23 protein-coding genes are annotated in these 25,787 nt (G+C 41.8%); 7 read left to right on the forward strand and 16 right to left on the reverse strand.

From position 1 onward, the window contains the following. Positions 1–48: 48 nt before the first annotated feature. Positions 49–894 (forward strand): hypothetical protein, encoded by an 846-nt coding sequence (locus tag QZ407_RS02120; RefSeq protein WP_295767410.1) that lies wholly within the window; start codon positions 49–51, stop codon positions 892–894. 7 nt (positions 895–901) lie between these two features. Here QZ407_RS02120 and QZ407_RS02125 read toward each other — a convergent pair whose 3' ends face one another. The 3 genes from QZ407_RS02125 to pdhA all read right to left on the reverse strand — a co-directional run bounded on the left by QZ407_RS02125 (position 902) and on the right by pdhA (position 4,376). Continuing rightward, positions 902–1,585: a hypothetical protein gene (locus QZ407_RS02125; protein WP_295767411.1), complete on the reverse strand. Its 684-nt coding sequence runs from the start codon at positions 1,583–1,585 to the stop codon at positions 902–904. A gap of 79 nt (positions 1,586–1,664) precedes the next feature. After that, positions 1,665–3,338: a pyruvate dehydrogenase complex dihydrolipoamide acetyltransferase gene (locus QZ407_RS02130; RefSeq protein ID WP_295767412.1), complete on the reverse strand. Its 1,674-nt coding sequence runs from the start codon at positions 3,336–3,338 to the stop codon at positions 1,665–1,667. 42 nt (positions 3,339–3,380) lie between these two features. Beyond that, complete coding sequence (gene pdhA / locus QZ407_RS02135) at positions 3,381–4,376, reverse strand: pyruvate dehydrogenase (acetyl-transferring) E1 component subunit alpha (RefSeq protein ID WP_157540577.1); 996 nt, start codon at positions 4,374–4,376, stop codon at positions 3,381–3,383. A 272-nt stretch (positions 4,377–4,648) separates the two neighbouring features. Between pdhA and QZ407_RS02140 the strand changes: the two genes are divergently transcribed. Then, entirely contained in the window at positions 4,649–5,197 is a 549-nt protein-coding gene (locus QZ407_RS02140; protein WP_295767413.1) for an NlpC/P60 family protein, read from the forward strand. A 112-nt stretch (positions 5,198–5,309) separates the two neighbouring features. Here QZ407_RS02140 and QZ407_RS02145 read toward each other — a convergent pair whose 3' ends face one another. Continuing rightward, complete coding sequence (locus QZ407_RS02145; RefSeq protein WP_295767414.1) at positions 5,310–5,495, reverse strand: hypothetical protein; 186 nt, start codon at positions 5,493–5,495, stop codon at positions 5,310–5,312. Positions 5,496–5,573: 78 nt separating this feature from the next. Here QZ407_RS02145 and QZ407_RS02150 point away from each other — a divergent pair, with 78 nt between their 5' ends. Next, entirely contained in the window at positions 5,574–6,506 is a 933-nt protein-coding gene (locus QZ407_RS02150; RefSeq protein ID WP_295767415.1) for an SPFH domain-containing protein, read from the forward strand. Positions 6,507–6,596: 90 nt separating this feature from the next. Here QZ407_RS02150 and QZ407_RS02155 read toward each other — a convergent pair whose 3' ends face one another. From QZ407_RS02155 to mutL, 9 genes are all read right to left on the reverse strand, one after another. Continuing rightward, positions 6,597–7,145, reverse strand: a complete 549-nt coding sequence (locus QZ407_RS02155; protein WP_295767416.1) for a ferritin-like domain-containing protein — start codon at positions 7,143–7,145, stop codon at positions 6,597–6,599. Between the two features lie 143 nt (positions 7,146–7,288). Further along, positions 7,289–8,995: a hypothetical protein gene (locus tag QZ407_RS02160; protein ID WP_295767417.1), complete on the reverse strand. Its 1,707-nt coding sequence runs from the start codon at positions 8,993–8,995 to the stop codon at positions 7,289–7,291. Positions 8,996–9,010: 15 nt separating this feature from the next. After that, positions 9,011–9,784: an ABC transporter ATP-binding protein gene (locus QZ407_RS02165; RefSeq protein ID WP_295767418.1), complete on the reverse strand. Its 774-nt coding sequence runs from the start codon at positions 9,782–9,784 to the stop codon at positions 9,011–9,013. Between the two features lie 134 nt (positions 9,785–9,918). After that, positions 9,919–10,788: a DUF4440 domain-containing protein gene (locus QZ407_RS02170; RefSeq protein WP_295767419.1), complete on the reverse strand. Its 870-nt coding sequence runs from the start codon at positions 10,786–10,788 to the stop codon at positions 9,919–9,921. A gap of 210 nt (positions 10,789–10,998) precedes the next feature. Further along, complete coding sequence (cysS, locus tag QZ407_RS02175) at positions 10,999–12,459, reverse strand: cysteine--tRNA ligase (RefSeq protein ID WP_295767420.1); 1,461 nt, start codon at positions 12,457–12,459, stop codon at positions 10,999–11,001. A gap of 82 nt (positions 12,460–12,541) precedes the next feature. Then, positions 12,542–13,663, reverse strand: a complete 1,122-nt coding sequence (locus tag QZ407_RS02180) for an endonuclease/exonuclease/phosphatase family protein (RefSeq protein ID WP_295767421.1) — start codon at positions 13,661–13,663, stop codon at positions 12,542–12,544. Next, complete coding sequence (locus QZ407_RS02185; protein ID WP_295767422.1) at positions 13,653–14,513, reverse strand: rhomboid family intramembrane serine protease; 861 nt, start codon at positions 14,511–14,513, stop codon at positions 13,653–13,655. Before QZ407_RS02185 ends, QZ407_RS02180 begins: the two co-directional genes overlap by 11 nt. A 42-nt stretch (positions 14,514–14,555) precedes the next feature. Next, entirely contained in the window at positions 14,556–15,242 is a 687-nt protein-coding gene (locus QZ407_RS02190) for a rhomboid family intramembrane serine protease (RefSeq protein WP_295767423.1), read from the reverse strand. Between the two features lie 9 nt (positions 15,243–15,251). Beyond that, a complete protein-coding gene (gene mutL / locus QZ407_RS02195; protein ID WP_295767424.1) occupies positions 15,252–17,117 on the reverse strand; it encodes a DNA mismatch repair endonuclease MutL in 1,866 nt (621 codons plus the stop codon). Between the two features lie 183 nt (positions 17,118–17,300). Here mutL and QZ407_RS02200 point away from each other — a divergent pair, with 183 nt between their 5' ends. Then, the gene (locus QZ407_RS02200) at positions 17,301–18,944 is read left to right on the forward strand and encodes an amidohydrolase family protein (RefSeq protein WP_295767425.1); all 1,644 of its coding nucleotides are present in this window, start codon (positions 17,301–17,303) and stop codon (positions 18,942–18,944) included. Beyond that, positions 18,931–20,754 carry a serine hydrolase gene (locus tag QZ407_RS02205; protein ID WP_295767426.1) on the forward strand — a complete coding sequence of 608 codons (1,824 nt, stop codon included), beginning with the start codon at positions 18,931–18,933 and terminating at the stop codon, positions 20,752–20,754. The genes QZ407_RS02200 and QZ407_RS02205 overlap by 14 nt, the downstream gene beginning before the upstream one ends. 59 nt (positions 20,755–20,813) lie before the next feature. On the opposite strand, the gene QZ407_RS02210 is transcribed toward QZ407_RS02205, so the two are convergent. Next, entirely contained in the window at positions 20,814–21,023 is a 210-nt protein-coding gene (locus QZ407_RS02210; protein WP_295767427.1) for a hypothetical protein, read from the reverse strand. Between the two features lie 221 nt (positions 21,024–21,244). On the opposite strand from QZ407_RS02210, the gene bshA reads away from it, so the two are divergent. Both bshA and QZ407_RS02220 read left to right on the forward strand, forming a co-directional pair. Next, positions 21,245–22,381, forward strand: coding sequence for an N-acetyl-alpha-D-glucosaminyl L-malate synthase BshA (gene bshA, locus QZ407_RS02215; protein WP_295767428.1), 1,137 nt, complete (start codon positions 21,245–21,247; stop codon positions 22,379–22,381). Positions 22,382–22,486: 105 nt separating this feature from the next. Next, entirely contained in the window at positions 22,487–22,969 is a 483-nt protein-coding gene (locus QZ407_RS02220; RefSeq protein WP_157540594.1) for a hypothetical protein, read from the forward strand. A gap of 110 nt (positions 22,970–23,079) precedes the next feature. Here QZ407_RS02220 and QZ407_RS02225 read toward each other — a convergent pair whose 3' ends face one another. Beyond that, positions 23,080–24,222, reverse strand: coding sequence for a lactonase family protein (locus tag QZ407_RS02225; RefSeq protein WP_295767429.1), 1,143 nt, complete (start codon positions 24,220–24,222; stop codon positions 23,080–23,082). 376 nt (positions 24,223–24,598) lie between these two features. After that, complete coding sequence (locus tag QZ407_RS02230) at positions 24,599–25,678, reverse strand: lactonase family protein (protein ID WP_295767430.1); 1,080 nt, start codon at positions 25,676–25,678, stop codon at positions 24,599–24,601. Positions 25,679–25,787 lie beyond the last annotated feature (109 nt).

Below are 25,787 nucleotides of genomic sequence, written 5' to 3' on the forward strand. Positions count from 1 at the left end.
TTGAGACGCAGCCCGGGCGAGCCGGACTGCGTTTTTCTTTTTAGCTATATGATAAATAAAGGTTACTTTGGCTTAACAGAAAAAAACATGCGTGTACTGCCGTTAATTATTTCAGCTGTTATTGTAGCATCCTACGTAGGCTGTAGGCCCCGAAACAAACAAGAACCGGCAATAAAGTTGGCGGGTTCTGGTTTGGTGACTAAACAAAGCGAGAACGATACTGTAACCAAAGAGCTTCCGGATGATGCGCAAGGCAAGTTTAAATTATTAACAACGGGTACTTTTCATCATGATGAGGTTGCCGCCGGTTCAGAAACATTAACGTGGTACGGGCTTTTTAAAAGTAAACACGGCAGATATTTTATCTCTCCGGCACAAATTAAAATAAAGCAGGTTAAGGATGATATGGTTGATGAAGGCGTAGCTAAAACAGGCTGGGAGGTAACTACTGATGTTAAAGATACCTGTTTCTTTCTGTTATCGGGCTACACGCTGTCAACCCATACGGTTGAACGATTGCTGCCAACCGCGGGAGAAATGATATCGGGGCAGGTGCAAAAGTATCAGTATAATGATGTTGATTATACGCTTGCTGCAGGCGGTAAAAAGGCTTTGAAGGCAAACGCCGTATATCCTTTTACTAGTTACCGGCTACATTGCTCCGTTGTAAAAAGCGGAATAAGCTATAATGATTTATTAGTTGCACATAGTAAGCCCGACTACGGTTGTACTATTCTGTTTGTAGGTGACGTTGACGGTGATTCCGTTCCCGACTTGTTGGTGGATACATCGGGCAGCGAAAATGTAATGTCAATTACGCTATACCTGTCAAAACCGGCTGAGATAGGTAAGCTATTTAAGCATGCCGGCACGCATACTATCACTGGTTGTTAGTGCGGTACTATTCGTCGGCTTTAAATTCGCGGGCCAGACTTATGCCTAATGCTTCGTACTTATCTTTATCTATAGTAGGATAGCGGTATAAAAAGTGGGAGAATATTAAGTCGCCCGATACGGGCATTTCAACCATTATTATTTTATATAAAAGTTGTTCATCGCCCTTATTGGCTTTCACACATATGGTGTAGTTATAGCCTTTTACACCTTTACATATGTGTTGAATTTTTGCCGGTCCTAACTCTTTATCCTTGCCTTTTTTAATATTGGCGATATGGTCGTTGGCGAACTGGTCAATCTTCATCACATCTGCTATGCCTATTTTGCGTACCCTGCCCGATGGTAAAACAACTACATTCCCGGCATAAATTTTAAATACAGCTTTCTTGTCCTGGCTGGTGTAGGTAACCGTGTCAATATAAGGATCATTGTTTTGCCTTACTTCGCTCACCACTTCCTCTTTAGGCCAACTCTCGCGGAAATTTTTAGGATATACGTATGAGTAGCTGTATGATACATTGCGGCTTTGCGCATATAATGCGGTGTCAGAAAGCGAAATGGTGCGCCCTTCCATATTGCAAGCAATGTTGCGCTCCAAAAGCTTCTTGAGCTTACTCCGCTTAGTTTGAGCTTGCGCAAGCAGGGCAGCCGTTAGCAACATTAAAAAAAGGAGCCATGCTTTTTTCATAACTCTTATAATTGGTTGGTTAAAGATAAAAGCCCCTTGGTTTTCACCAAAGGGCTTTCAGTATTAAGAGCTTGTATGGTTATATTAGTAATCTTACAGGTTCTTCCAGTAAAGATTTTACAGTGTTTAAGAAAGCTGCAGCAGTAGCACCATCAACCGTACGGTGATCAGCGCTCAAAGTAACTTTCATAACATTGCCCGGTACAACAGCACCGTTTTTAACTACAGGCACTTGTTGTATACCTGCAACAGCAAGTATACATGAGTCAGGAGAGTTAATGATTGCAGTAAATTCATCAACACCAAACATACCTAAGTTAGAAATGGTGAAGGTTGAACCTTCCCAATCAGATGGCTGAAGTTTTTTGTCTTTTGCTTTTTTAGCAAATTCCTTAACCTCGGCACTAATACGGCTTAATGATTTACCATCAGCAAAGCGTACAACAGGTACTAAAAGACCTTCGTCTACAGCAACAGCAATACCAATGTTAACGTGCTCGTTAAAGCGTATCTTATCACCCAACCATGATGAGTTTATAGCCGGGTGCTGTTTTAACGCAGCAGCACAAGCTTTAACCACCATATCATTAAATGAAATTTTTATTGGCGATACCTCGTTCATTTTAGTGCGGGCTTCCATTGCCGAATCCATATCGATAGAAACGGTAACAAAGAAGTGAGGCGCGGTAAACAAGCTCTCAGATAAACGTTTGGCAATCACCTTGCGCATTTGAGTAACCGGTTTCTCGGTGTATTTCTCTTCGCCAATAAAAGGAGCTAAGGTAATAGTTGGACCAGCTTTTGCTGCACCTTCCTTAGCGTTTGCACTTATTGCAGCTTCTTCAGCCGCAGCTTTTTGTGTAACCTCTTTGGTTGATGGCGTAAAGCCTTCAATGTCTTTTTTAACTATACGGCCGTTTTCAGCAGTGCCTTTAACTTCATTTAAGTTAATGCCTTTATCTTTTGCCATTTTACGGGCAAGCGGGGATGCTTTTACGCGGCTATCATCAGATGTTGATTCTGATTTTTCAGGAGCAGCCTCAGCAGATTTCTCTTCTTTAGCTTCACCTTTATCATCGCTTTTAGCAGCTGGTGCGCCTGATCCGCCTTTTAACAAAGGCTGAATGTCGGTACCTTCTTCGCCAACAATGGCAATAATATCATTCACTTTAGCAGCGGCGCCTTCTTCAACGCCAATGTAAAGCAGGGTACCTTCTTCGTAGCCAACCACTTCCATGGTAGCTTTGTCGGTATCTACGTCAGCTAATGAATCATCAGCCTTTACTTTATCGCCCACTTTAAAGTTCCATTTGTTAATGGTTCCTTCGGTCATGGTGTCGCTTAACAGCGGCATACGAATAACAGCAGCTTTAATGTTAGATGTGTCAACCGCTTCCTCAGCTTTTTCCTCTTTAGGTTTTTCTTCCTTAGGAGCATCGGCTTTCTTGTCTTCGGCTGGTTTTTCTTCTTTCGCCGCAGCGTCACCACCTTCTAAAAGTGGTTTATAATCTTCACCTTCATCACCAATAACGGCAATTACAGCATCAACCGGTACAGCACTACCTTCCTCTACACCAATGTAAAGCAGGGTGCCTTCCTGGTACGATTCAAAATCCATTGTGGCTTTATCGGTTTCAACCTCGGCTAATAAATCGCCTGATTTTACCTTGTCGCCAACTTTTTTATGCCATTTAGCGATGACCCCTTCGGTCATAGTATCGCTCATTTTGGGCATTTTAACTACTTCAGCCATAGTGTTGATGAATAGTTTGGTTAAATATTGTTAGTAATAGTATTAGTCGCGGATGTAAGGGTAGTCGCTCTGAACATACACATCAGTATAAAGCTCAGATGCCTCAGGCCATGGTGACTCCTCGGCAAATTTAACAGCCTCTTCAATTTCAGCCTTTATGCGAGCCGCAACTTCTTCAAACCATTTTTCATCAGCATAACCATTTTTCTCTATCTCTTGTTTTACAATCTCGATAGGGTCTTTGGCTTTGTAGCTTTCAACTTCTTCTTTAGTACGATATTTTTGAGGATCGGACATAGAGTGACCTTTATAACGGTAGGTACGCATCTCCAGGAAAGTTGGTCCTTCGCCGGCACGGGCACGCTGAGCAGCCTCATCCATTGCGTTGTGTACAGCAACCGGGTCCATACCGTCAACCGCTGATGATGGTATGCCGTAAGGTAATCCTAATTTATAAATATCAACATCGGCAGTGGTACGAGCAACTGATGTACCCATTGCGTAGCCATTGTTTTCGCAAACAAAAATTACCGGCAATTTCCATAGTGCGGCCATGTTAAAGGTTTCGCCCAGGGCACCCTGGCGTACAGCGCCATCGCCCATGTAGCAAACGTTAACAAACTCAGTACCTTTATATTTTTCGGCAAAAGCAATACCGGCACCTAACGGAATTTGACCGCCTACAATACCATGTCCACCGTAAAAATGGTTCTCTTTGTCGAACATGTGCATAGAGCCACCTTTGCCTTTTGAACAGCCGGTAGCTTTACCATACATTTCGGCCATAATAGCTTTTGGAGAAGTGCCTTTAGCTAAAGCATGCGCGTGATCACGGTAAGTAGTAATCATACTATCTTCATGACGTAATGCTGAAACGGCTCCGGCTAAAACAGCCTCCTGCCCGATGTATAAGTGACAAAATCCTCTGATCTTTTGCTGTCCGTATAACTGGCCGGTTTTTTCTTCAAACCGTCTCATCAACAGCATCAACTCGTACCACTTCAGGTAGGTGTCTTTAGTTATTTCGATTGAACTCATTTATTAAACAATCTTTCTGTTTTAGGATTCGCAAATCTAATTATATCCTTGAAAAAAACAGATTTTGGGAGGCCTATATTAAAAATATTTTATCTTGCGGCCCGCAATAGTAACCTCTGATTAACTTAATCCGTATAAAAATTAATTTTAAAATAATTTGTTTTCAGGATTTGCATAATTAAAAGGATTATATAACTTTGTAGACAACAGTAGACATTGATGTCCATTTTAATAAACATATAGATCAGATACCCCTAATTATTGTTGATTAAATGAAGAAATTGTTCCTGGCTTTCGCTCTGTGTTTTAGTGTTTTAGCGTCGAGCGCGCAAACAAAAAGTGTTCCAAATCAGCAGGTTGAAGAAACCGATGAAGATAAGAGTTTAGCAAAAGATTACTTTTCGCAAATTATGGGTGTGGCAATGTCGGCCACCTCAAATGTGAAATTATTTCAATTTGTTTACGACTGGATTGGTACCCCTTACCACTTAGGTGGCGATACCAAACGTGGTATTGATTGCTCTGGATTTGCTTACCAGCTTTACACCAAAGTGTTTAACACTGCCATAGGTAATAACAGCCGTAACATTTTCAGCATGGTTAATCCTGTTGGTAAAACTGATTTAAAGGAAGGCGATTTGGTTTTCTTTAAAATACACAGCCGCTCAATTACTCACGTTGGTGTTTATATCGGCAACGGTAAATTTGCCCACGCCTCAACCAGTAAAGGTGTAATGATCAGTTATCTTGCTGATCCGTACTGGACCCGCTACTATTTTAAAGGCGGCCGGTTACTTGCAGATGCCCCTCAAAATAACTAATATATATTGTCAACACTTAGTTGCATAATAAAAGCTCCTGTTTTAAGCAGGAGCTTTTTTCGTTTTACGTTTTTGTGTTTGTTTAATGCTTATTGCTAAAGATAAACCAATGTTAGTCGGTATCTTTCGTATTCTTCACCAGGCCAATGCCTGCGAAGAAAAATATGACTGCAATAATGCCGGTTACAACCAGTGTGGTAACTGATGATGTTTTTTGAATTATACCAATGCCGGTATAAATTAGGCCAATAATACCCAGTACCGTGAGTATGGCGCCGAAAGTACGCTTTAAGTTCATATGTAATAAATTTGGTTAAACAGAATACAATGCATTAATAATCATTTCTCTATATTCGTTACCTTATAACACCAATTTATGATTGCCGTTTGGATTATTGTATTAATTTTAGTTGTAGTAATATTTACATCCTTTGTTACCATAAAACAAGGTACTGTAGGTGTGGTTACCATTTTTGGAAAATACCGGCGTATTCTACTACCTGGCCTTAATTGGAAAATTCCGTTGATTGAGGTGTTGTACTCGCGCATCTCAATTCAAAATCGCTCGGTGGAGTTAGAATTTCAGGCTGTAACCGTTGATCAGGCTAATGTATACTTCAAAGCCATGATACTGTATTCGGTGTTTGACCAGAGCGAAGAAGCGATAAAAGCGGTTGCCTTTAAATTTGTTGACGAGCGTAACCTGATGCAAGCCTTGGTGCGCACGGTTGAAGGTTCGATACGTGCTTACGTTGCTACAAAAAGGCAAAGTGACGTTCTTATTCTGCGCCGCGAAATTGTAGAACATGTTAAAGAGCAGATTGACAATATATTAGAAGGATGGGGCTACCACCTGCAAGACCTGCAGCTTAACGATATTACCTTTGATGATATCATTATGAAATCAATGAGTCAGGTTGTGGCATCTAACAACCTGAAGGCAGCCGCTGAAAACGAAGGTCAGGCTTTGTTAATTACCAAAACTAAAGCTGCGGAAGCCGAAGGTAACGCCATAAAAATTGCTGCCGAAGCCGACAGGCAAGCGTCGCAATTGCGCGGACAGGGAGTGGCATTGTTCAGAGAAGAGGTAGCCAAGGGTATGTCGGTAGCTGCAAAAGAAATGCATCAGGCCAACATGGATACGTCGGTTATTTTATTTACCATGTGGACGGAAGCTATCAAGCATTTTAGCGAAAACTCAAAAGGCAACGTCATATTCCTTGACGGATCGGCAGAGAACATGCAAAAAACCATGAAAGAAATGATGGCTATGCATGCGTTGCAAACAGACGAAGTAAAGAAGGCCTAAGCTGTTTAAAGCTTATATAAAACTAAAAAGGCATCAATATGCAACTGTTAAGTTAGCACATTGATGCCTTTTTTATAATTGACTATTTGATTATGCTTTTTCAGTTTTGGCTGTAGCGTTAATCATATTTTCGGCCAGTTGAGTCAACATCTCATCAGTTTTTTTCTCTTCGGCCAAAGTTTCCTCTAACAATTGCGCTGCATCACCGAAGCCCAGTGTGTTGGCAAGGGTACGTAATGTACCATATGATGCAATTTCATAATGTTCTGATTTTTGTGCTGCTGAAATAATACCGGCATCACGGGTAATTGATCCGTCTTCAGTATCACCTACAATGCTTTCAGATTCTTTGATTAGGCCTTCCATCGCATCACATTTTTTAGCTGATGCTTTTTCGCCAATTATTTCAAATACCTGCTCAAGGCGTGATACCTGATTATCGGTTTCTTCTTTGTGAGTTTCTAATGCTGAACGCAACTCTTCTGATGTTGCTGCCTTAGCCAGTTTTACCAGTGCTTTTGACAAATGTTTTTCAGCCCAGTAAATGTCTTTTAACTCATCAACAAATAATTCTTTTAATGCCGACTCTTCAACGTTTTCGGTATTCTCCGGTTGTTTTTTTGATTTTGTAGTTGCCATAGTGTAGATTCTTTTAAGTAAGTATTCAACACACGGCAAATGGTTAGGTTTTAATTATTTATTAAAAAATAATAGTATTAAATTATTGAAGGTCTTTCGTGGTTTCAATTATTTCGTTGAAGTGACGGGTGTTTAATTAGGTTTTAAAACTCCTCCTGTTCGATGCTTTCCCAACTCTGACGTTTATAGTAATACATCATGAGTAAATAGAGCAAGAACGCCGGTACAATAAGTATGCTAACCGCAGTATTCCACTTCATTTTTACCAGCATGTAATGCCCAAAGCCAACGGCGCCGATAAAAAAAGTTATTAGTAAAGAGATAATAACACGTCCGCCCGATTGTTTAACTAATACAGGTTTTGAAAATGGTAGCCCTTTTACCATAAACAGCGCCATAAATATGCCGTAATTCATTCCGGCCAGTGTAGCTAAAATAACATCGTTTATTACATCAGGTCCCCATACCACAATACTAACAATACCTAACACAGCACAGTACGGCAAATAATAAAGACTGATTACGGCTTTATACATTCCCGAAAGAATTTTACCCGGCTTGTCTATAGGAAGCGCATAATATACCCAGGCCGGCTTAAACTTTTCAGAATAGGATATGTGCTGCAATACTGCCGATAAAACAAATGTGCTCATGTAAATGAGTGCTATGTAACTATAGCCTGATTGTACATCTTCCATGCGGTTATTAAGGCTGCCCTGGCGGTTGAGCATAAAAAATACAAAGTACACCGGGACGTAGCCAAACGCCGGATATACTTTAATCTTGAACTCACGTATACGGGCCGCTAATTTCCAGGTTATTTTGAAGCCTGCATTTTCAACAGGATCGCGAGCAATAATATTAGCCAACTTGTCAACAATGTTAAACCTGCCCTTTTTTACAGCTTTGTCAGCAATGGGTTTGGCTTCTGTATTGGCGTCAGAAGTTGAAACTACGGCAAGACGCTTGTTAAAGCCGGGAGCTAATACTTTGGCCACCAACCATAAGCCAGCAATCGGTAAGGTAATGCCAATAATGGCCATTAAACTGGTGAAGATATTTGACCGGCCGGGATGCATCAAAACTTCATTTAATGCTGCAATCCAAACCGGCGGAAGCAGGTATGCCCACCACTGGCTCAGCAACTCAATTTTTGCTAAAGCGCTTGCATTAATTACACGTGGCAGTATTTGGTAAGCAGCAAAAATAAAAACAGATAAGCCAATTTGAAAGTAGCTGATGATGTCTTTAAACCGTTGAGGCGATACTGACTTCATTAGCAGCAGGTAAACAATGTTTACAAACAAAATGCTTAAAAACGTAGCCATTACAAGCTGCACTAAAAATACAGGAACGGCAAGTATGCCATCAGTGTAACCTACAATCACCATTCCGGCCAGGCCTTGCAAAAAGGCTAACCTAAAAACGTACAAACTTATGTGCATTATACGCGCAACTGCCAGGGTGCGATCATTAACGGGGCGTGGCAGAATAATAAATTGTTCGCGAACGTCAAACAGCACCGTGGTAAAATCAGTAATGAGGGTTAGCGATATAAGCACCATAAAGATGCTGAAGTATATAGTGTGACCAATAAACGGTGCATCAAACATAACCAGAAATGCACCTATGAAGAGGCCCATAAGCACGGTAAATAATGATATCGCCCATGGGTTTGTAGTTTTGCCGTTAGCCGAGGCTTTACGCGTGTGTGCAAATGTATTATTGGGCCGGCGGTCGTCCATCAGTAGCTTTACCCTTAGTATGTGGTGAAGCTGATAGGTATCCACACCCGTACGTTGCAGCATGGGCATAAGCGGACCAACCATTTTAAGCAGCAATTTATTCATATCAACGGCGGCTTATTAATTAAAGGCGTTTATAATGGCATCTGTTTCATTGTCTGACTCGTCTCGCCCTGTAAGTTTTGCAAATACCCTTTCAAGCGTGTCGGCGTGGTTTTGCTTTAATGATTCGAAGGTTCCGTCGGCAATAATTTCGCCTTTATTAATTAACAGTATGCGGTCTGATACCTTTTCAACTACATCCATTACATGCGAGCAGTAAAAAATAGTTTTGCCTTCTTGTGATAAGCGCATAATTAACTCTTTGATCATAATTACTGCATTGGCATCTAAACCCGAAAGTGGTTCATCCAGAATAATAATTTGAGGATTATGTATGATGCCTGAAATAAGCAGTACTTTTTGTCGCATGCCTTTCGAAAAGGTATCCATACGGTCATCCTTATTGTTGCCCAAACCAAATGCAGTTAGCAACCTGCTGGCGCGCGAGTACAACTGCTCATCTTCCATGTTGTACAGCTTGCCAATAAAGTCTAAATATTCCATTGGAGTAAGCACTTCATAAAGCTCTGCGTTTTCAGGAACGTAACCTATGAGCTTCTTAATTTCCTGAGGATTGCTTTGCATGCTTATACCGTTCACCAAAACTTCGCCCTCAAACTCCGGAATCAAACCTGTGAGTATTTTAACAGTTGTTGATTTACCAGCTCCGTTAGGCCCAATATAGCCTATAACCTGACCAGGGCATATATCAAGCGACAGGTTTTTAAGAACCAGTTTTGAGCCGTATGATTTTGACAGATTACGAATTTGAATTAGCGGATTATTGCTCATAGCATTAATTAAGTTACCGTAATATAGTAATCAAATCATAATTTATAGCCTTAGTGCGTCAAAATGTAAACTTTAAATAATAGGCATAAAAAAACCTGCCTTGTTTGGGCAGGTCTTTAATATCGGATTTTGGTTTACTCGTTTTCAACTGCTGATAGTATTTCCAGTAGAATGTTCCAGCGGTGTTTTTCGTCCTGTTGCCAAATGCGTACATAGTTGTAATTACTTACAATATTGCCCTTTTGAATACGGGCTCTGCCGTAACTGTAGGCTAAATCATTACTGGTTGAACGGTTTGCGTCAACAGTTTCTCCTGATATAACAATGGCTTGGTTTGCAAAAAACTGTAATACCTTATCTGACCCAACCATAGGGTTAAAGCCCGGAAAGTAATAGTGTCCCTCAGGCATAAAAAATTCTTTGTATGCACCCACCGTTGATATACGCAACGCCTGATTAAGCTGGCGATCATTATCAATGATGATTTTTTTAGGGTTGAACGGATCTGTACTGGGTGCTACCTTGCTGGCAGATGCCGGATCTTTAATATCGGTTAGCTCAACCTTATCTGTTTGCGGATGCTGTATACCCAAATTGGTAAACAGTTTAAGCTTTTTGGTTGAAGCATCCATTTTCCATATAGACACGTAATCGCCGTAAACCTTATCGTCATCAGTTTTGCCATTTTGATAAACATAAGGGCCGGCAGTAACGGCAAGGTCACCGTTTGTTGCTATGCGGGCAAACTTTGGTGTCCAGGTAAGTGTGCCAGGCTGCTTGTCAATTTTGCTGTAAAATTCGGTTATTTTAACAGCCTCGGGCTTAAATACAATCCCTTCCTGATCGGCTACGGTTAAAAATGCGTCCTTAATTCCCTTCTTAAGAGTAAGTTTAGCAAAATCCTCTTCGGCTTTAATTACAGTTTGTACCGTAGCGGTTTGGGCAAAAATTGAGGTGCTTATGCTTACAGCAGCTACAGTTAAAAAAGCTTTAATCATGTTCATAGTTAGATTGATGCAACCCAATCGGCATGCTTTAACAAGCTGATGTAGCTGCGGTAGTTTAGAATGATAACTTAAAATCAGTAAATTTATTATGCGGGTATATTGCTATCGCGTGTGTACAAAAAACAAAAGTGAACCATTTGTTTGTGCCCGCCTGCAAATTATACTGATGGTTATAATATTTATCAGGTGTTTAAATTTTTTAATAAATTAAATTTTGCTCCAGGTGGTGCCTTCCTTGCTGTCTTTTAACTGAAAGCCAATTTGCTGTAATCCATCGCGTATACGGTCTGATGTTGCATAATCGCGGTTTAATTTCGCCTGGCTGCGTAAGTCTACAATAAACTCCATAAGCTGAGGCAGTTCATCAGTGCCGGCCTGTTCATTTTGTAAGCCTAAAATGCCGTTAACAAAAGTGTTCATTAAATTTTTAAGCTCAACAAGGTTAGCTTCGTTAATCTTCATCTTGCCATCGTGTACCGAATTGATAATGCGCGATGCTTCAAACAGTTCAGCTATTAGCACCGGGCTGTTAAAATCATCGTTTAAAGCTTCGTAGCAACGGGTAAGCAAAGGCTGTATCTCTATTTCTGTTTCGGCAGATGGTTTCAAACCATCAAGCAAAGTATAGGCGTTCATTAAACGCTTAAAGCCCTTCTCAGATGCCTCCATAGCATCATTGCTAAAGTCAAGCGTGCTACGGTAATGGGCCTGAAGCATAAAGAAACGCACCGTCATAGGGCTGTAGCCCTTGTTGAGGATGTTATTATCACCACTGAATAATTCATGCGGTAAAAAACTGTTGCCTAATGATTTTGACATCTTTTGCCCGTTAACAGTAAGCATGTTGGTATGTACCCAGTATTTAGCCGGATTTTTACCATAGCATGCCATGTTTTGCGCAACCTCATTGGTATGGTGTGTAGGTATTAAATCTAACCCGCCACCGTGTATATCAAACTGCTCTCCTAAATATTTATGGCTCATGGCCGAGCACTCCAGGTGCCAGCCCGGGAAGCCAAGGCTCCATGGCGACGGCCACTTCATCAGGTGTTCGGGCTTTGCTTTAATCCATAGGGCAAAATCCAGCTTGCCACGTTTTTCCTCCTGACCGCCAAGCGAACGGGTATTGTTAAGCAAATCTTCAAGATGCCGGCCGCTTAGTACGCCGTAATCTTGGGTGCTGTTATACTTTTCAACATCAAAATAAACAGAGCCGTCAACTTCATAAGCAAACCCCCTGTCGAGCATAATTTTAACCAACTCAATTTGCTCAATAATATGGCCGGTTGCTGTTGGCTCAATACTTGGCGGCAATACGTTAAACTGGCGCATTACCTCATGGAAACCTGTAGCATACCTTTGTACAATTTCCATGGGTTCAAGCTGCGATAACTTTGCCTTTTTTGATATTTTATCTTCACCCTCGTCACTATCGCCCTCAAGGTGCCCGGCATCGGTTATGTTGCGTACATATCTAACCTTGTAGCCAAGATGAGTAAGGTAACGGAAAATTAAATCAAAAGATATATAGGTGCGGGCGTTGCCCAAGTGTGCATCACTGTAAACGGTAGGGCCGCAAACATACATGCCCACATACGGAGCATCAAGCGGTATAAACTCTTCTTTAGTGCGGGTTAACGTATTGTAAACAAATACATTTTGTTTCATGATGGCAAACTTACAATTTTTAGTTCAGGCTTGTAATTTTTTGCTGCAATGTACAGCTATTGCAAAGTCAAAAAAATGGCTGTTATTTAAGTAAAAGGGTGCTGCAAACCGGGTAATGGTCAGATAATTTCTTTCGTAAGGTGTAATAATCAGCTACGTCAAAGCCGCTGTTTACCAGTATATAATCAATCTGAAAATTAGGGAACGAGCCGTTATAGGTACGTGCAAAGCCAACGCCTTTTTCACGAAAGGTATTTTTCAAACCTTTGGTCATTTGGGCTACTGCGTAGGATGCAGGCGTATCATTAAAATCTCCGGCTATAATATAAGGGTAGGGGCATTGCGCTGCATGGGCCTTAATTTTAAACACCTGTTCGCTACGTTTAATGAAAGCACGTTTAAGTTTGCTGCCTATTCGGCGCGATGAGCTCACATCGGGCTTTCCTTTTTTTGAAACCCTGCTCAGGTATTCATAGTCAACAGGGTCAAACCTTATAGATTGCAGGTGAACGTTGTAATACCTGAAGGTTTTGTCACCTTTCTTCACGTCAACAAAAATGCATTGATTGCTGCTGTTAGGCTTTGTAGAAAGCATGATAATGCCTTTGTTTACAACCGGGAACTTTGAAAATATAGCCATCCCCATAGCTTCATGATCGGTGTTAAAGCTAAACGGTTCAACATAGCACTCATCAGAGTGCATAAGCTTTTTCATGGAGTCTTTAATGGCATATTCGCCTCGCCTGCGCGTGTAAAACTCATCTATGCCTATAATATCAGGGTTTTGGGCGCTTATTAGTTGTAGCATGCGCTTTTTGGTAACAGGGTCATTTACCTGTTGCCCATAGGGTTTAAAGTTATGGGCATTGTATGTCATTACCTTTATAGCATTGCTACCTGTATTTTGATGCTTTTTTGTGCGCAAGCCAACATTATCTCGCAGTATATTCCAGCCCAGCCCAATGCATAACAGCGGTACCAATATATACCTGCTGCGCCTGATGAGCCAGTAAAGCAACAAACAAAAATTTACAAGCAGCAGGGGCAGATATCCTAAACCAAAAAAGGCAACAGGCCAAAACGTTCGCGGATCAGTAACCGGGGCAAGGTAGCAAACAAGCAATGCAAGGCCAAAGCCTATGCTTAGCCATAAAAATATCTTATCAAGAAAAAATAACCTTCTTTTTTTCTGTTTAGCCCTCATGTTTGCTGGCGCGGCTCAGTGCATCTCTTTCCTGTTTATTCAGGCTGTCATAGCCGGTAGCCGAAATTTTATCAAGTATACGGTCAATTTCTTCCTGGCGGGGTATAGAGGAGCTTTGTTGCTGATATGATCTGTTTACCGAAGCTACCTTTACTTTAGGCCGCTGGCTGAAAATTTGATTTACCGAGCGGTTTAAATCATTGCCGCGGTTAAGCTGTTTGACATAAATGAAACCCATAAGCGCACCGCCTAAATGCGCAATTTCTCCACCAGCGTTAGGGCCGGCAATGCTCAAAAAGTCAACCACCACAAAAAACAGGGCAAGCCACTTTAATTTAACAGGGCCGATAAACATCATATAAATGGTGTAATTAGGCAGTAACGTAGCGGTTGCTATTACAATGGCAGTAACACTGGCTGATGCGCCCACCACTACGGCATTGGTACCCGCAAATATGGGGAATACGTTAAATGAAAGCACAAAGAATACTGCGCCAACGAGGCCACCCATAAGGTAAAGGTTTACAATGCGTTTGTTGCCCAAATACTCTTCAAAAATTTGCCCCATCCAATACAGCCAAAGCATGTTAAACAGAATGTGGAAAATTCCGTCGTGCATGAACATGTAGCTAACAGGTGTCCAAAAACGGGTTGCTAATTTGCTTAATGATGCAGGGAGGGCAAGGTATTCGTTGGCATAATAGGCAACCATGTCATTACCCATCATGTGCAAAAACACATTTGGTATATTGATGAGTAAAAATACCAGTACGTTAATACCTATAAGCAGGTTTATGCGGCTGCCTGATTGAGTTAACTTTATACGAATATCTTGCCAGAGCGAGTTCATAACCGAAGAGATGTTGTTTTATACTTACATAACTTACGTTAGTTAATAAAAATTGTTTGAGTTTTTATATCCCCACAATTTAATTAAAATGAATCCGAATAACGCACCACCTATGTGGGCAAAGTGCGCAACCGAATCGCCCGGAGTTGGCCTTAATCCCTGGAATACCTCAAGCAGAAGATACAGCGGAACAAAGTACTTGATTTTGATGGGCGTGAGGTATAAATATACTTCTAAATTGGGGTAAAGTAAAAAAATTGCCATCATTAAACCAAATATAGAACCTGACGCGCCAACGATACCTATGCCGTAAATACTCTGCAGGGTAAGTGACTCAGACATGTCTTTAGGCTGGTAGTCGGCAGGAATACCAAATGAGCCGGTTATCTGGTGCACCTCGTATGCCTGCACTGCAAATTGTAAGGCCAACGCGCCAATGCCGGTTAAAAAGTAGTAGTTAAAAAACCGCTTCTGTCCAAACGTTTGCTCTAATATCGGCCCAATGAAAATAAGCCCCAGCATGTTTGAAAATATATGGAATATGTTGCCATGCATAAACATATAGCTTATAATTTGCCATGGCTTAAAAAGGGGCGATGCCGGGTAATAGGCAGCAAGTATCTCGTTTAAAACGGGTATAACGTTTGAAGCTATAAAAAAAATCACGTTAATGATCAGGAGGTTTTTTACAACCGGTGTTATATCACCAAAAGGGCTTTGCCTGTACATATCAATTATTTATTTTTCAAACCTTTCAGCAAGTTCGTTCATTGTAAAAGTGCTGATTACCGGTTTGCCGTTTAACGCCGAATTAGGCATCTGGCATGCAAAGAGCTGGTCAATCAGCAGGTTCATTTCTTCTAAAGTTAAACGCACGCCGGCTTTGGTAGCTGCGTTGCGGGCCAGCGTACGTGCCAGGTTGTCGCGCTTATCTAACTTCAATATAGCCATGTTGTTTTTAAACCCTTCAAGCAAGTGCTCAAGCAATTGATGCTCGCTTGATTGATTAACGTCAGCAGGTACGCCGTCAACAACAACGGTGTTTTTGCCAAATTCGCGTATATCAAAGCCAAGGGCTTTAATATCAGGCAACAGCTCCATGAGTAAAGCGAAGTCGCTGCCGTTTAAGGTAACACTTTGCGGAAACAGGCTTTGCTGGCTGGTGCCCGAGTGGTTTTGCAATTGCAGCAAAAAGCGCTCGTATAAAATACGCTCATGAGCCGCCTGCTGATTAATGAGCATAAAGCCCGATTTTATTTGTGACAGAATATACCGGTTATGTATCTGAAATAGCTGGCGCTCGCTATTTTTACTTACTGCCTGGTTATTAACCTCAAAACTGGCATCAAGCAATATTTCCTGTTGTGCCTGCTCAGTTGGTTGTTTGCTTATTTCATAAAGCGTTTCCCAGTTATTGGGCATACCTCCCCTGTAAGGGTTATTTGATGATTGATAACTGCCTTCGCGTGAAGACGGCGTTGCCTTTGCAGGGGTATCGAAAGGATTAAAGTTAGGATTAAAGGTTATGCCTGGCGGAGTTATTTGCTCCAGTGGTTTGGCCGTTATCAGGTGCTCAATACTATTTTCCTGGTCAAAATCTAAAGTAGGTGTTATATTATAGCGGCCTAATGACCGTTTAACCGCCGACCGGATGATGGCGTATATTGCCTTTTCATCCTGGTACTTAATTTCGGTTTTGGTAGGATGAACATTGATATCAATTTTAGCCGGATCAATGTCAATAAATAACACGTAAAACGGATAGGTGTCTTCGGGCAGCAATTCTTCAAAGGCAGTCATTACCGCGTGGTTAAGGTAATTGTCTTTAATGAAACGGTTATTTACAAAAAAGAACTGTTCGCCACGGGTGCGTTTCGCAAACTCGGGCTTGCCTACAAAACCACGTAAGTTAATAATGGTAGTATCTTCTTCAACAGGCACCAGGCGCTGGTTATAATTATTACCAAACAGGTGTACAATGCGCTGTTTTAGTTGTGAGGCCGGTAAGTGGTAAACTTCCTGCCCGTCGTGGTGCATGGTGAAAAATATTTGCGGGTGAGCCAATGCTACACGCTGAAATTCATCAATAATATGGCGCAGCTCAACCGGGTTACTCTTTAAAAAGTTACGGCGGGCGGGCGTATTGTAAAACAGGTTTTTAATTGATGTTGACGTACCTGCGCCGGTAGCACAAGGTTCCTGGCTTATTACTTCTGAGCCTTCTATTATAATGCAGTTGCCCAATTCATCCTCATGGCGACGGGTTTTGGTTTCAACCTGTGCAATGGCGGCAATTGAGGCCATGGCTTCACCCCTGAAACCCATAGTGCGTATCGCAAATAAATCTTCGGCCTTGCGTATTTTTGAAGTGGCGTGGCGTTCAAAACACATGCGCGCATCTGTGGCACTCATACCGCAACCATTATCAATTACTTGTATAAGCGCTTTGCCTGCATCTTTTAAAATTAGCTGTATTTTGTCGGCCCCCGAGTCTATTGCGTTCTCCACCAGCTCTTTCACTGCCGACGCCGGGCGCTGCACTACCTCACCTGCTGCAATCTGGTTGGCTACCGAATCGGGTAAAAGCTGTATTATATCTGACATCAAAAAAATCCCTTCAATTTCAATCGGCTAAATTAAATATTTGATGGCATAACTTTACCTTTGAAACGTTGTATATAATAAAACTACTGCCCCTTCCGTGTCCTTTAACGTAGGAGATTGTTGATACATGGCATAGGCTTCCCGCTTCAGGGGAAGGGTTAAGGAGGGGCTAAATCAATACTTATGAATAAAAAGCTGGCTCTGCTTTTACTGCTGCCTTTGGGTATAGCCTGTAAGCAGCAAAAGAAAGATTATAATGCCGATATGCTGGTTAAAAACGCAACGGTTTATACTGTTGACAGTGTATTTACAACCACCGAAGCTTTTGTTGTAAATGCCGGGAAAATTGTAGCAGTTGGCAAGGCCGATAGTTTAGAGAAAATTTACCTGGCACGCGAAGTGGTTGATGCAGGCGGTAAAGCAGTGTATCCTGGTTTTATTGATGCCCATACCCACTTTTACCGTTACGGTATGAGTTTGAACGAAGTTCACCTTGAAGGCACTAAAAGCTGGGATGAGGTTTTAGACTCGGTTCAAACTTATGCGGGGCGTAATGCTGATGGCTGGATTATTGGCCGCGGCTGGGATCAGAATGATTGGCAGTTAAAGCAATTTCCAAATAAAGCAAAGCTCGACTCGTTATACCCTGTACGCCCTGTTGTTTTGAGCAGGGTAGATGGGCATGCCGCCATTGCCAACCAGGCCGCGCTTAATATTGCAGGCATTAAGCCCGGACAAAAAATTGATGGCGGAACCTTAGAGACGGTGGATAATAAGCTTACCGGAATTTTGGTTGATAATGCGGTGGGTTTAGTTACCCGCAAAATACCTGATCCGGTTGAGGCACAAGTGCAGGCGGCTTTGCTTGATGCTCAACGTAATTGCTTTGCCGTTGGTTTAACTACTGTAGATGATTGCGGGCTGGACTACCCCATGGTAAACGTTATTGCCGAGTTGCAACATAAAAAAGCGTTGAAAATGCGCATGTATGTGATGTTGTCTGACAACGAAGCAAATATTAATTACCTGTTTAAAAGGGGCGTTTACAAAACACCCGGACTCAACGTACGCTCATTTAAGGTGTATGCTGATGGCGCACTTGGATCGCGTGGTGCTTGTTTGCTACATGATTATAATGACCGTAAAGGCTGGAAAGGCTTTTTGCTTAGCAATCAAAAACACTTTGAAGATGTTGCGGGGCGTATAGCAGCCAAAGGGTTTCAAATGTGTACACATGCCATAGGCGATTCGGCCAATCGTACGATATTAAAAATATATGCCGGGGCTTTAAAAGGTAAAAACGACCGCCGTTGGCGTGTAGAACATGCCCAGGTTATAGCTCCTGATGATTTTAAATACTTTGCCGAAAATAATATTGTACCATCAGTACAGCCAACGCATGCCACATCAGATATGGGATGGGCCGCTGAGCGCCTTGGACAGCAACGTTTAAAAGGTGCTTATGCCTATAAACAACTGCTGCAACAAAACGGATGGATTCCGCTGGGGACTGATTTTCCGGTAGAAAATATCAATCCGCTTCTAACGTTTTATTCAGCAACCGAGCGAAAGGATTTAAAGGGTTTACCTGCTCAAGGGTTTCAAAAAGAAAATGCGTTAAACCGTACACAAGCATTGCGTGGCATGACCATATGGGCAGCAAAATCAAATTTTGAAGAGACTGAAAAGGGAAGCATAGAGGTGGGTAAGTACGCAGATTTTGTAATACTGGATAAAGACATTATGAAAGTAAAAGGAGCCGACCTGCCAAATATTAAAGTGTTAAAAACTTACGTGAACGGCGAGAAAGTGTATGAGAAGAAATAAGTTAAGTTTTATTGCGGCCTTTTTTTGTGGTTTTGTAGTTCTGAATACTGCATGTGCGCAGGTTCCGCCCGTGCAGCCAATGCCTGTAGGTGCAGCTTATTTAAGTGAAGAAAATCTTTCAGCACAGTCAACCGTGTTGCTTAATAATGAGCAAGGTGCGATTCCATTAAAAGATTTAGATAGATCTGCTATTGCAAGTGTGCGCTTTAATCATGAGTATGCTACATCTTTTGATAGTCTGCTTAACAAGTATACCCTTATTAAGCCGTTTAATGGGCTTACTTACTTAGCTGTAGGCAAGCTAACCGATGATTTAAAGCTTTTCAATACAGTTATTTTACAGGTTACTGATCGTGATTTAAATAACCCGCGTTTGCTCGAGTTTGTTGCGATGAACGATAAGCTTAAAAAAGTTGTAATAGCTTATTTTGGCAGCGGGCTTATGCTTGATAAGCTTAACGCCGTTACTACGCCGGTTTTATGGTGTTCGCGTATATCACCGGTGGCTGCTGCATTTACTGCACAGGCAATATTTGGAGGAGTGGCAATTACGCAAAAAATGCAGAAAACAATGTCTGCCAAGTATGTTGCAGGCTCAGGCTTTGCTACTGTCAAAACACGTTTGCAATATACCGTACCCGAAGCTGTGGGTATTAAAAGCGAAAACCTTTTGCCTATTGATAATATTGCCCGCGAGGCTATCAGTGATCGGGCAACACCGGGTTTTGTGGTACTGGTAGCTAAAGACGGAAAGGTTATTTTAAACAAGGCTTACGGATATCATGTGTATGATAACACTCAGGCTGATAAAATCACCGACATATTTGACCTTGCATCGGTTACCAAAATTTCGGCCACTACTATGGAGGTTATGCAGTTGGTGGAGCAGGGCAAGTTGAACCTCGATTCTACCGTAAGCTCATATATTGCTTTGGCGCGCAATACCAATAAAAAGAATATCAGTGTACGCGAGTTAATGCTACATCAGGCCGGGTTAATACCCTATATACCCTTTTATGAACGTATAAAGCCAACCGACCATAGTTCCGACTCATCTGCCGCTTATCCTACTAAAGTTACTGATGGATATTACATGCGTAAAGATTATTTTAAGGATGTGATGTGGCCACAAATGCTCAACACGGCATTACGCACCCGTGGCAAGTACGTGTACAGCGACTTGAGTATGTACTTTATGAAGGAAATTGTAGAAACAGTAACTGCCACTCCGCTTAACGAGTATGTGCAAACTCATTTCTACAACCCGCTGGGTATGCAAACTGCCGGCTTTTTGCCACGTAATCGCTTTGCTAAAGAACAAATAGTACCTACCGAGAACGATACTTATTTCAGGCACAACCTGTTGACCGGTTATGTGCATGATCAGGGTGCAGCAATGGTTGGGGGAGTGTCTGGCCATGCCGGTTTATTTGCTTCGGCAAATGATATGGCCATTTTATTCCAAATGGTGCTTAACGGCGGCAGTTACGGAGGGGCTCAATACTTTAAACCCGAAACGGTAGCACAATTTACTGCCAGGCAATCAAATGTAAGTCGCCGGGGGCTGGGTTTTGACCGTTGGGACCCTGAGGTAAGCAAGCACTATCCATCAAATTATGCTTCTTCAGAAACATACGGACATACAGGCTATACTGGCACGTGTGTTTGGGTTGATCCTAAGTCGGGTTTGGTGTATGTGTTTTTGTCAAACAGGGTATATCCTAAAGATTCGCAGCTGTTAAACAGTCGCCGTATAAGGCCGCGCATTATGGATGTGGTTTATGAAGCCATACAAAAGGGAATGCAGTAGTGCATTAAGCGTTGATGGTATTGCCTGTTGCATCAACTTTAGATATTCTTTGCTCAAGGCTATCGCATAAACCAATGCATAAAACCGCAGTTGCTGCATACAAAACATATGGCTGTACTATCTGTCCATTCTACATTAAAGAATGTGCGGGTTGGTGAGTGTAGTTGTTCGCGGCGGGTATAAAAGGTAGTGTTTTTGCAAAAAGTGCAAATGAGTTGCCTGTTATCAATCTCGTATGATTTAGGTTCTTCGGCAGAAAATAAGCCCATGATTTTTTTGGTTTAAGTTGTAAAGTAAATATAGATGTTTAGCGTTGTATTGTTGTGCTTTATACAACAATTGTAAGGCTGTGTAAAGTTTACATATACATAACACATTTGCCATAAATAGCTGTTAAACTTGTGGGCATGAAATCAAACCAAATTATCGGGTACCAAGAGGTTGAGAGTTATGGTATGGCTTCATTTCAACGCTTAATCAAAACATCTTCATGAAAATTGGCATAGTTTGCTATCCAACCTTTGGCGGTAGCGGTGTTGTGGCAACTGAACTGGGCAAGGCCCTGGCCGACCGCGGTCATCAGGTGCACTTTGTTACCTATAACCAGCCGGTAAGGCTCGATTTTTTCTCCGAAAATTTATTTTACCACGAGGTTGCTGTAAGCAAGTACCCGCTGTTTGAATATCCGCCTTATGAACTGGCGCTGGCTAGCCGTTTGGTTGATGTGGTGCGGTTTGAAAAGTTGGACGTGTTGCACGTGCATTATGCTATACCGCATGCATCGGCAGCTTTTATGGCCAAGCAAATATTGGCAACCTATGGCATCCACATACCGGTAATAACAACCTTGCATGGTACTGATATTACGCTGGTGGGTAATGACCGTACCTATAAGCCAGTGGTAACATTTTCCATTAACCAAAGCGATGGCGTAACATCGGTATCGGAGCACCTTAAGCAGGACACTTACAAGTTTTTTGAAATAGAAAAGGATATTAAGGTAATAACCAACTTTATTGACCTGAGCCGTTTCAGTCACTCGCCTAAGGAGCACTTTAAAAAAGCAATAGCGCCTGAGGGCGAGAAAATACTGGTACATACCTCCAATTTCCGCAGGGTAAAACGTACGCCAGATGTCATCAGGATTTTCGCACAGGTGAATGCACAAATACCATCAAAATTATTAATGGTAGGCGATGGGCAAGACCGCCCTGAATGTGAAGAGCTGGCACGTGAACTTGGCGTAAGTCAAAACGTGCGGTTTTTAGGTAAGCAGGATGCCGTTGAAGAAATCATGTCGGTATCTGACTTATTCCTGATGCCATCACAGTCAGAAAGTTTTGGTTTAGCTGCGCTGGAAGCTATGGCTTGCCGTGTACCGGTTATAAGCAGTAACGCCGGTGGTTTGCCCGAGTTAAATGAGGAAGGTGTAACCGGCTACCTGCGCGATGTAGGTGATGTTGATGGTATGGCCGAGCGTGCTGTTTACATGCTGCAAGATGAAGCCCGGCTTGCCCAGTTCAAGGAAAATGCCCTGCAACATGCACGTAAGTTTGATTTGGCCAACATTTTGCCTGAATACGAAAACTTTTACATGGAAGTAATCGAAAGCAGTAAGCGCTTTTAATTAAACCGTTTCTCCTTTAAAACGTCTGTTGGTAATAAAGCTCAGGGCCGGCAAAAACAAGGTTGCCGGTTGTGTGTATTATTATACGTTCAAATAAACACTACAATGAAAAAGATACTTCAAATTGTTTTAACAGCCGTGGTAATAGGTTTTGCTGTAACGGCTTGTTCAACTCAAAACGCTGCAACCGGCGTTCAAAATGTTGGCCGCGGTAAGTTTACCGGCACTTGGGTAGTAAATAACGTAAGTTATGAAGGCTTGGTTGAAAACGCAGTTTCAAGCGCGTTTGACGAAGCAAAACCATCGGCTTTTGTTGGCAGCACCTGGAAACTTACCAATAGCGGTAACGGTATTTATACCTTAACCAGCGGCGTGTCACAAACCATCTTCTGGTCAATTAACAACAATGGACCAAGCGGACAAATGTTCCAGTTTAAAAAGATATTTGAAGGTGATAAAGCCAAAAATGTGCAGCAAGGTTACCAGTTAATGGTTAGCAGCAATGATGGTAATAGCATGGTGCTAAAAACACCTGTAGCCATTGGTAACAGCACCGGTTACGTGGTGTACAGCTTCAACAAGCAATAAAATAGTTTTTTTCTTTTAATAAGGAAACGCCGGTTAGTAATAGCCGGCGTTTTTTTTTGCGTCTTGAACTGGAACAGTTCAAATTGAAAAGTATAAAATGGCTTCGTGACTTACTCTATCGAGGCAAATTTTAAACAACTCGGGCTATCCACCTCAATTTTATTAGCTGTTTGAGTGATCTGACCGGTACTACGGTTAATTTTAAATACAACCACGTTATTGCTGTTCTTATTAGCTACCAGCAGGAAGTTTCCCGTAGGATCAATCACAAAATTGCGGGGATGGTTGCCGCCGGTATTATGACGTTCCACAAAGCTCAGCATGCCGTTGTCTTGATTAATGCGGTATACCACAATTTCATTAGCTGTACCACGGTTGCTGGCGTAAAGAAACAAGCCGTCGGGCGATACGTGGATATCTGCACCTCCGGGTTCTTTGGTTGAGCCATCTTCCATCATACTTACTTTTTGCAGCATTTTTGGTTTGCCACTGTTGTACTCGTAAGTAAATACATGGGCCCCCATTTCGGTAATAACGTACATGTATTTACGGTTGGTGCTGAAATCAATATGGCGCGGGCCATCGCCACCTGTTACGCTTACCGATACTGGTTCGCTTAACGGTTGTGGTTGCGAGGCTTTATATTTATAAACATGAATTTTATCGCTGCCGAGATTGGTGTATAACAAATGTTTCTCATCAGGAGATAGTACTGCCGTGTGCACGTGCGGTTTTTCTTGGCGTTTTTTATCCGGACCAAGATCATTCGATGGGTCTTGTATAATTTGAGAGGCCGCACCTAATGATCCATCAGCAGCAACCGGGTAAATATATAGGCTTCCACCTGCGTAATTAGCCGAAAATACGTGCTTCTGATCCTTATCAACGGATATGTAGCACGGACCCGCACCCGATACCTGTTTATTAATTAAATTCAACGTGCCTACCTTAGGGTCGAAAGTAAAAGAGCTTACACTGCCTTTGCGATCATCACCAATTTCATTTACTGCGTAAACAAACTTCCTGTCATTCGAAACGCAAATGTACGATGGGTTATCAACACCCTGACCGGTACGGCTTAAATACGCTACATGACCGGTTTCTGTGTAAAACCGATAAACGTAAATGCCTTCGCTGTTGGTTCCGGTGGTGTAAGTGCCAATAAGTAAATCCAATATTTTAGGTCCTTTGTTTTTGCTTTGTGCACTAAGTAAGCCAGGTAGTAAGCACAAAATCAGTATTAGTTTTTTCATAAGGAAAACGCTTTAATTATTTGCAAGGTAGCAAATTCTTGGTTGAGGTATGGTTTACGCATGAGTGCTGTTTAGTCCTCCCTCGGCGTTACGAAAGCACAGTGTTAATAGCATGGGTTGTAAGTATTTGATAGTCAAATACAATTTTTTTGTAACAAAAATGTTATATATAATGTTACTAACCTTAAATTATGAGAAAGCCGGAGTTGTGTTGTTCGAAGTGTAAGCGTCCGTATCATTATAAAAAAAATACGCCACTTATATTTAAGTGGCTGGAAGATATTATTCCGGTAAAAATCTTCTTCTGTGCCTGCTGTGTCAAAAGTCGCTACCACATTATATCACGTAAGGAACTAAGTAAATACTGGATTTGAGCTTACGCTACAGGTGAAAACTTCAGACAGCTTGGACTTCTTATTGAAACTTGCACCCTGGCGGGAGTAAGTTCACCCTTTTCGCCATTAATTTTAAAAACAACTATATTATTGCTTTTTTGATTGGCCGATAACAAAAAGCCTCCGGTAGGATCAATGGCAAGGTTACGAGGCTCTTTACCACCACTATCCTGCCGTTGTACAAAAGTCAGTAAACCGCTTGCAAAATCTCTTTCAAAAACGATAATTTCATTTGCATCTCCCCGGTTACTAGCGTAGACAAAACGACCGTTAGGGCAAATTCTGATATCGCCACCGCTAATTTCTCCGTCAAAACCATCAGGTAACATGCTTTTTTTTTGAATTTGTTCAAGCGTACCGTTGTCATATTTGAACGCGGTAACGTTGCCGCTCATTTCATTTACCAGGTAAAGGTTTTTATTGTCCGGACTGAATACCACATGTCTGGGGCCTTCACCAGGCTCCGCTTTTGCAAGAGGTGCTGAAACAGGAACTAATACATCATCATTACTGTAAGGGTTGTAATTGCGGATGTTTATATTGTCGGCACCTAAATCGGTATATACCAAGTGGTCTTCATCGGCCGATAGAAGCGCAATGTGAACGTGTGATTTATCCTGGCGTTCATGATTAGGGCCTGAGCCATGTTCCTGTATTATTTGTTTTACCGGTGCAAGAGAACCATCTTCATTTATAGGAAAAACATAAACGCTACCTCCTTCATAGTTTGCAACAAACAAGTGTTTATGTGCCCCGTCTATGGTAACATGGCAGGGGCCGGGGCCAGTGTGCTGTGTATTAAGCAGGTGTAAAGTACCATCATTAGCATCAAAAGAAAATGCACTAACGTAGCCGCTGCTTTCTATTCCAACCTCGTTAACAGTATAAACAAAGCGATTGTTAGCTGATATGCAAAGGTAAGTTGGGTTTTCAACAGGTACAGCGGTTTTATTTAAAAACGATAGTTTTCCGCTTTCTGCATCAAACCTGTAAACATATAGTCCATCGGTACCGTCTTCAGTGTACGAACCTATAATTAAATTGAAAACCAGATTCTTCATATAGCTATAAGTTGTATTTGTTTAACGCTATAGCAGGCTTTGGGTTTTCATAAAAGTTAAAAAGGGAAATTTCCTTGTAGAAATTTCCCTTTACTTATTGCTACTGTAA

This window comes from uncultured Mucilaginibacter sp., from assembly GCF_913773635.1.
Lineage (GTDB): Bacteria > Bacteroidota > Bacteroidia > Sphingobacteriales > Sphingobacteriaceae > Mucilaginibacter.

What these genes read in the sequence shown, in the direction of transcription:
- QZ407_RS02120 (WP_295767410.1), top strand. Translation starts at nt 49, where the DNA reads ATGATAAATAAAGGTTACTTTGGCTTAACAGAAAAAAACATGCGTGTA.
- QZ407_RS02125 (WP_295767411.1), bottom strand. Translation starts at nt 1,585, where the DNA reads ATGAAAAAAGCATGGCTCCTTTTTTTAATGTTGCTAACGGCTGCCCTG.
- QZ407_RS02130 (WP_295767412.1), bottom strand. Translation starts at nt 3,338, where the DNA reads ATGGCTGAAGTAGTTAAAATGCCCAAAATGAGCGATACTATGACCGAA.
- pdhA (WP_157540577.1), bottom strand. Translation starts at nt 4,376, where the DNA reads ATGAGTTCAATCGAAATAACTAAAGACACCTACCTGAAGTGGTACGAG.
- QZ407_RS02140 (WP_295767413.1), top strand. Translation starts at nt 4,649, where the DNA reads ATGAAGAAATTGTTCCTGGCTTTCGCTCTGTGTTTTAGTGTTTTAGCG.
- QZ407_RS02145 (WP_295767414.1), bottom strand. Translation starts at nt 5,495, where the DNA reads ATGAACTTAAAGCGTACTTTCGGCGCCATACTCACGGTACTGGGTATT.
- QZ407_RS02150 (WP_295767415.1), top strand. Translation starts at nt 5,574, where the DNA reads ATGATTGCCGTTTGGATTATTGTATTAATTTTAGTTGTAGTAATATTT.
- QZ407_RS02155 (WP_295767416.1), bottom strand. Translation starts at nt 7,145, where the DNA reads ATGGCAACTACAAAATCAAAAAAACAACCGGAGAATACCGAAAACGTT.
- QZ407_RS02160 (WP_295767417.1), bottom strand. Translation starts at nt 8,995, where the DNA reads ATGAATAAATTGCTGCTTAAAATGGTTGGTCCGCTTATGCCCATGCTG.
- QZ407_RS02165 (WP_295767418.1), bottom strand. Translation starts at nt 9,784, where the DNA reads ATGAGCAATAATCCGCTAATTCAAATTCGTAATCTGTCAAAATCATAC.
- QZ407_RS02170 (WP_295767419.1), bottom strand. Translation starts at nt 10,788, where the DNA reads ATGAACATGATTAAAGCTTTTTTAACTGTAGCTGCTGTAAGCATAAGC.
- cysS (WP_295767420.1), bottom strand. Translation starts at nt 12,459, where the DNA reads ATGAAACAAAATGTATTTGTTTACAATACGTTAACCCGCACTAAAGAA.
- QZ407_RS02180 (WP_295767421.1), bottom strand. Translation starts at nt 13,663, where the DNA reads ATGAGGGCTAAACAGAAAAAAAGAAGGTTATTTTTTCTTGATAAGATA.
- QZ407_RS02185 (WP_295767422.1), bottom strand. Translation starts at nt 14,513, where the DNA reads ATGAACTCGCTCTGGCAAGATATTCGTATAAAGTTAACTCAATCAGGC.
- QZ407_RS02190 (WP_295767423.1), bottom strand. Translation starts at nt 15,242, where the DNA reads ATGTACAGGCAAAGCCCTTTTGGTGATATAACACCGGTTGTAAAAAAC.
- mutL (WP_295767424.1), bottom strand. Translation starts at nt 17,117, where the DNA reads ATGTCAGATATAATACAGCTTTTACCCGATTCGGTAGCCAACCAGATT.
- QZ407_RS02200 (WP_295767425.1), top strand. Translation starts at nt 17,301, where the DNA reads ATGAATAAAAAGCTGGCTCTGCTTTTACTGCTGCCTTTGGGTATAGCC.
- QZ407_RS02205 (WP_295767426.1), top strand. Translation starts at nt 18,931, where the DNA reads ATGAGAAGAAATAAGTTAAGTTTTATTGCGGCCTTTTTTTGTGGTTTT.
- QZ407_RS02210 (WP_295767427.1), bottom strand. Translation starts at nt 21,023, where the DNA reads ATGGGCTTATTTTCTGCCGAAGAACCTAAATCATACGAGATTGATAAC.
- bshA (WP_295767428.1), top strand. Translation starts at nt 21,245, where the DNA reads ATGAAAATTGGCATAGTTTGCTATCCAACCTTTGGCGGTAGCGGTGTT.
- QZ407_RS02220 (WP_157540594.1), top strand. Translation starts at nt 22,487, where the DNA reads ATGAAAAAGATACTTCAAATTGTTTTAACAGCCGTGGTAATAGGTTTT.
- QZ407_RS02225 (WP_295767429.1), bottom strand. Translation starts at nt 24,222, where the DNA reads ATGAAAAAACTAATACTGATTTTGTGCTTACTACCTGGCTTACTTAGT.
- QZ407_RS02230 (WP_295767430.1), bottom strand. Translation starts at nt 25,678, where the DNA reads ATGAAGAATCTGGTTTTCAATTTAATTATAGGTTCGTACACTGAAGAC.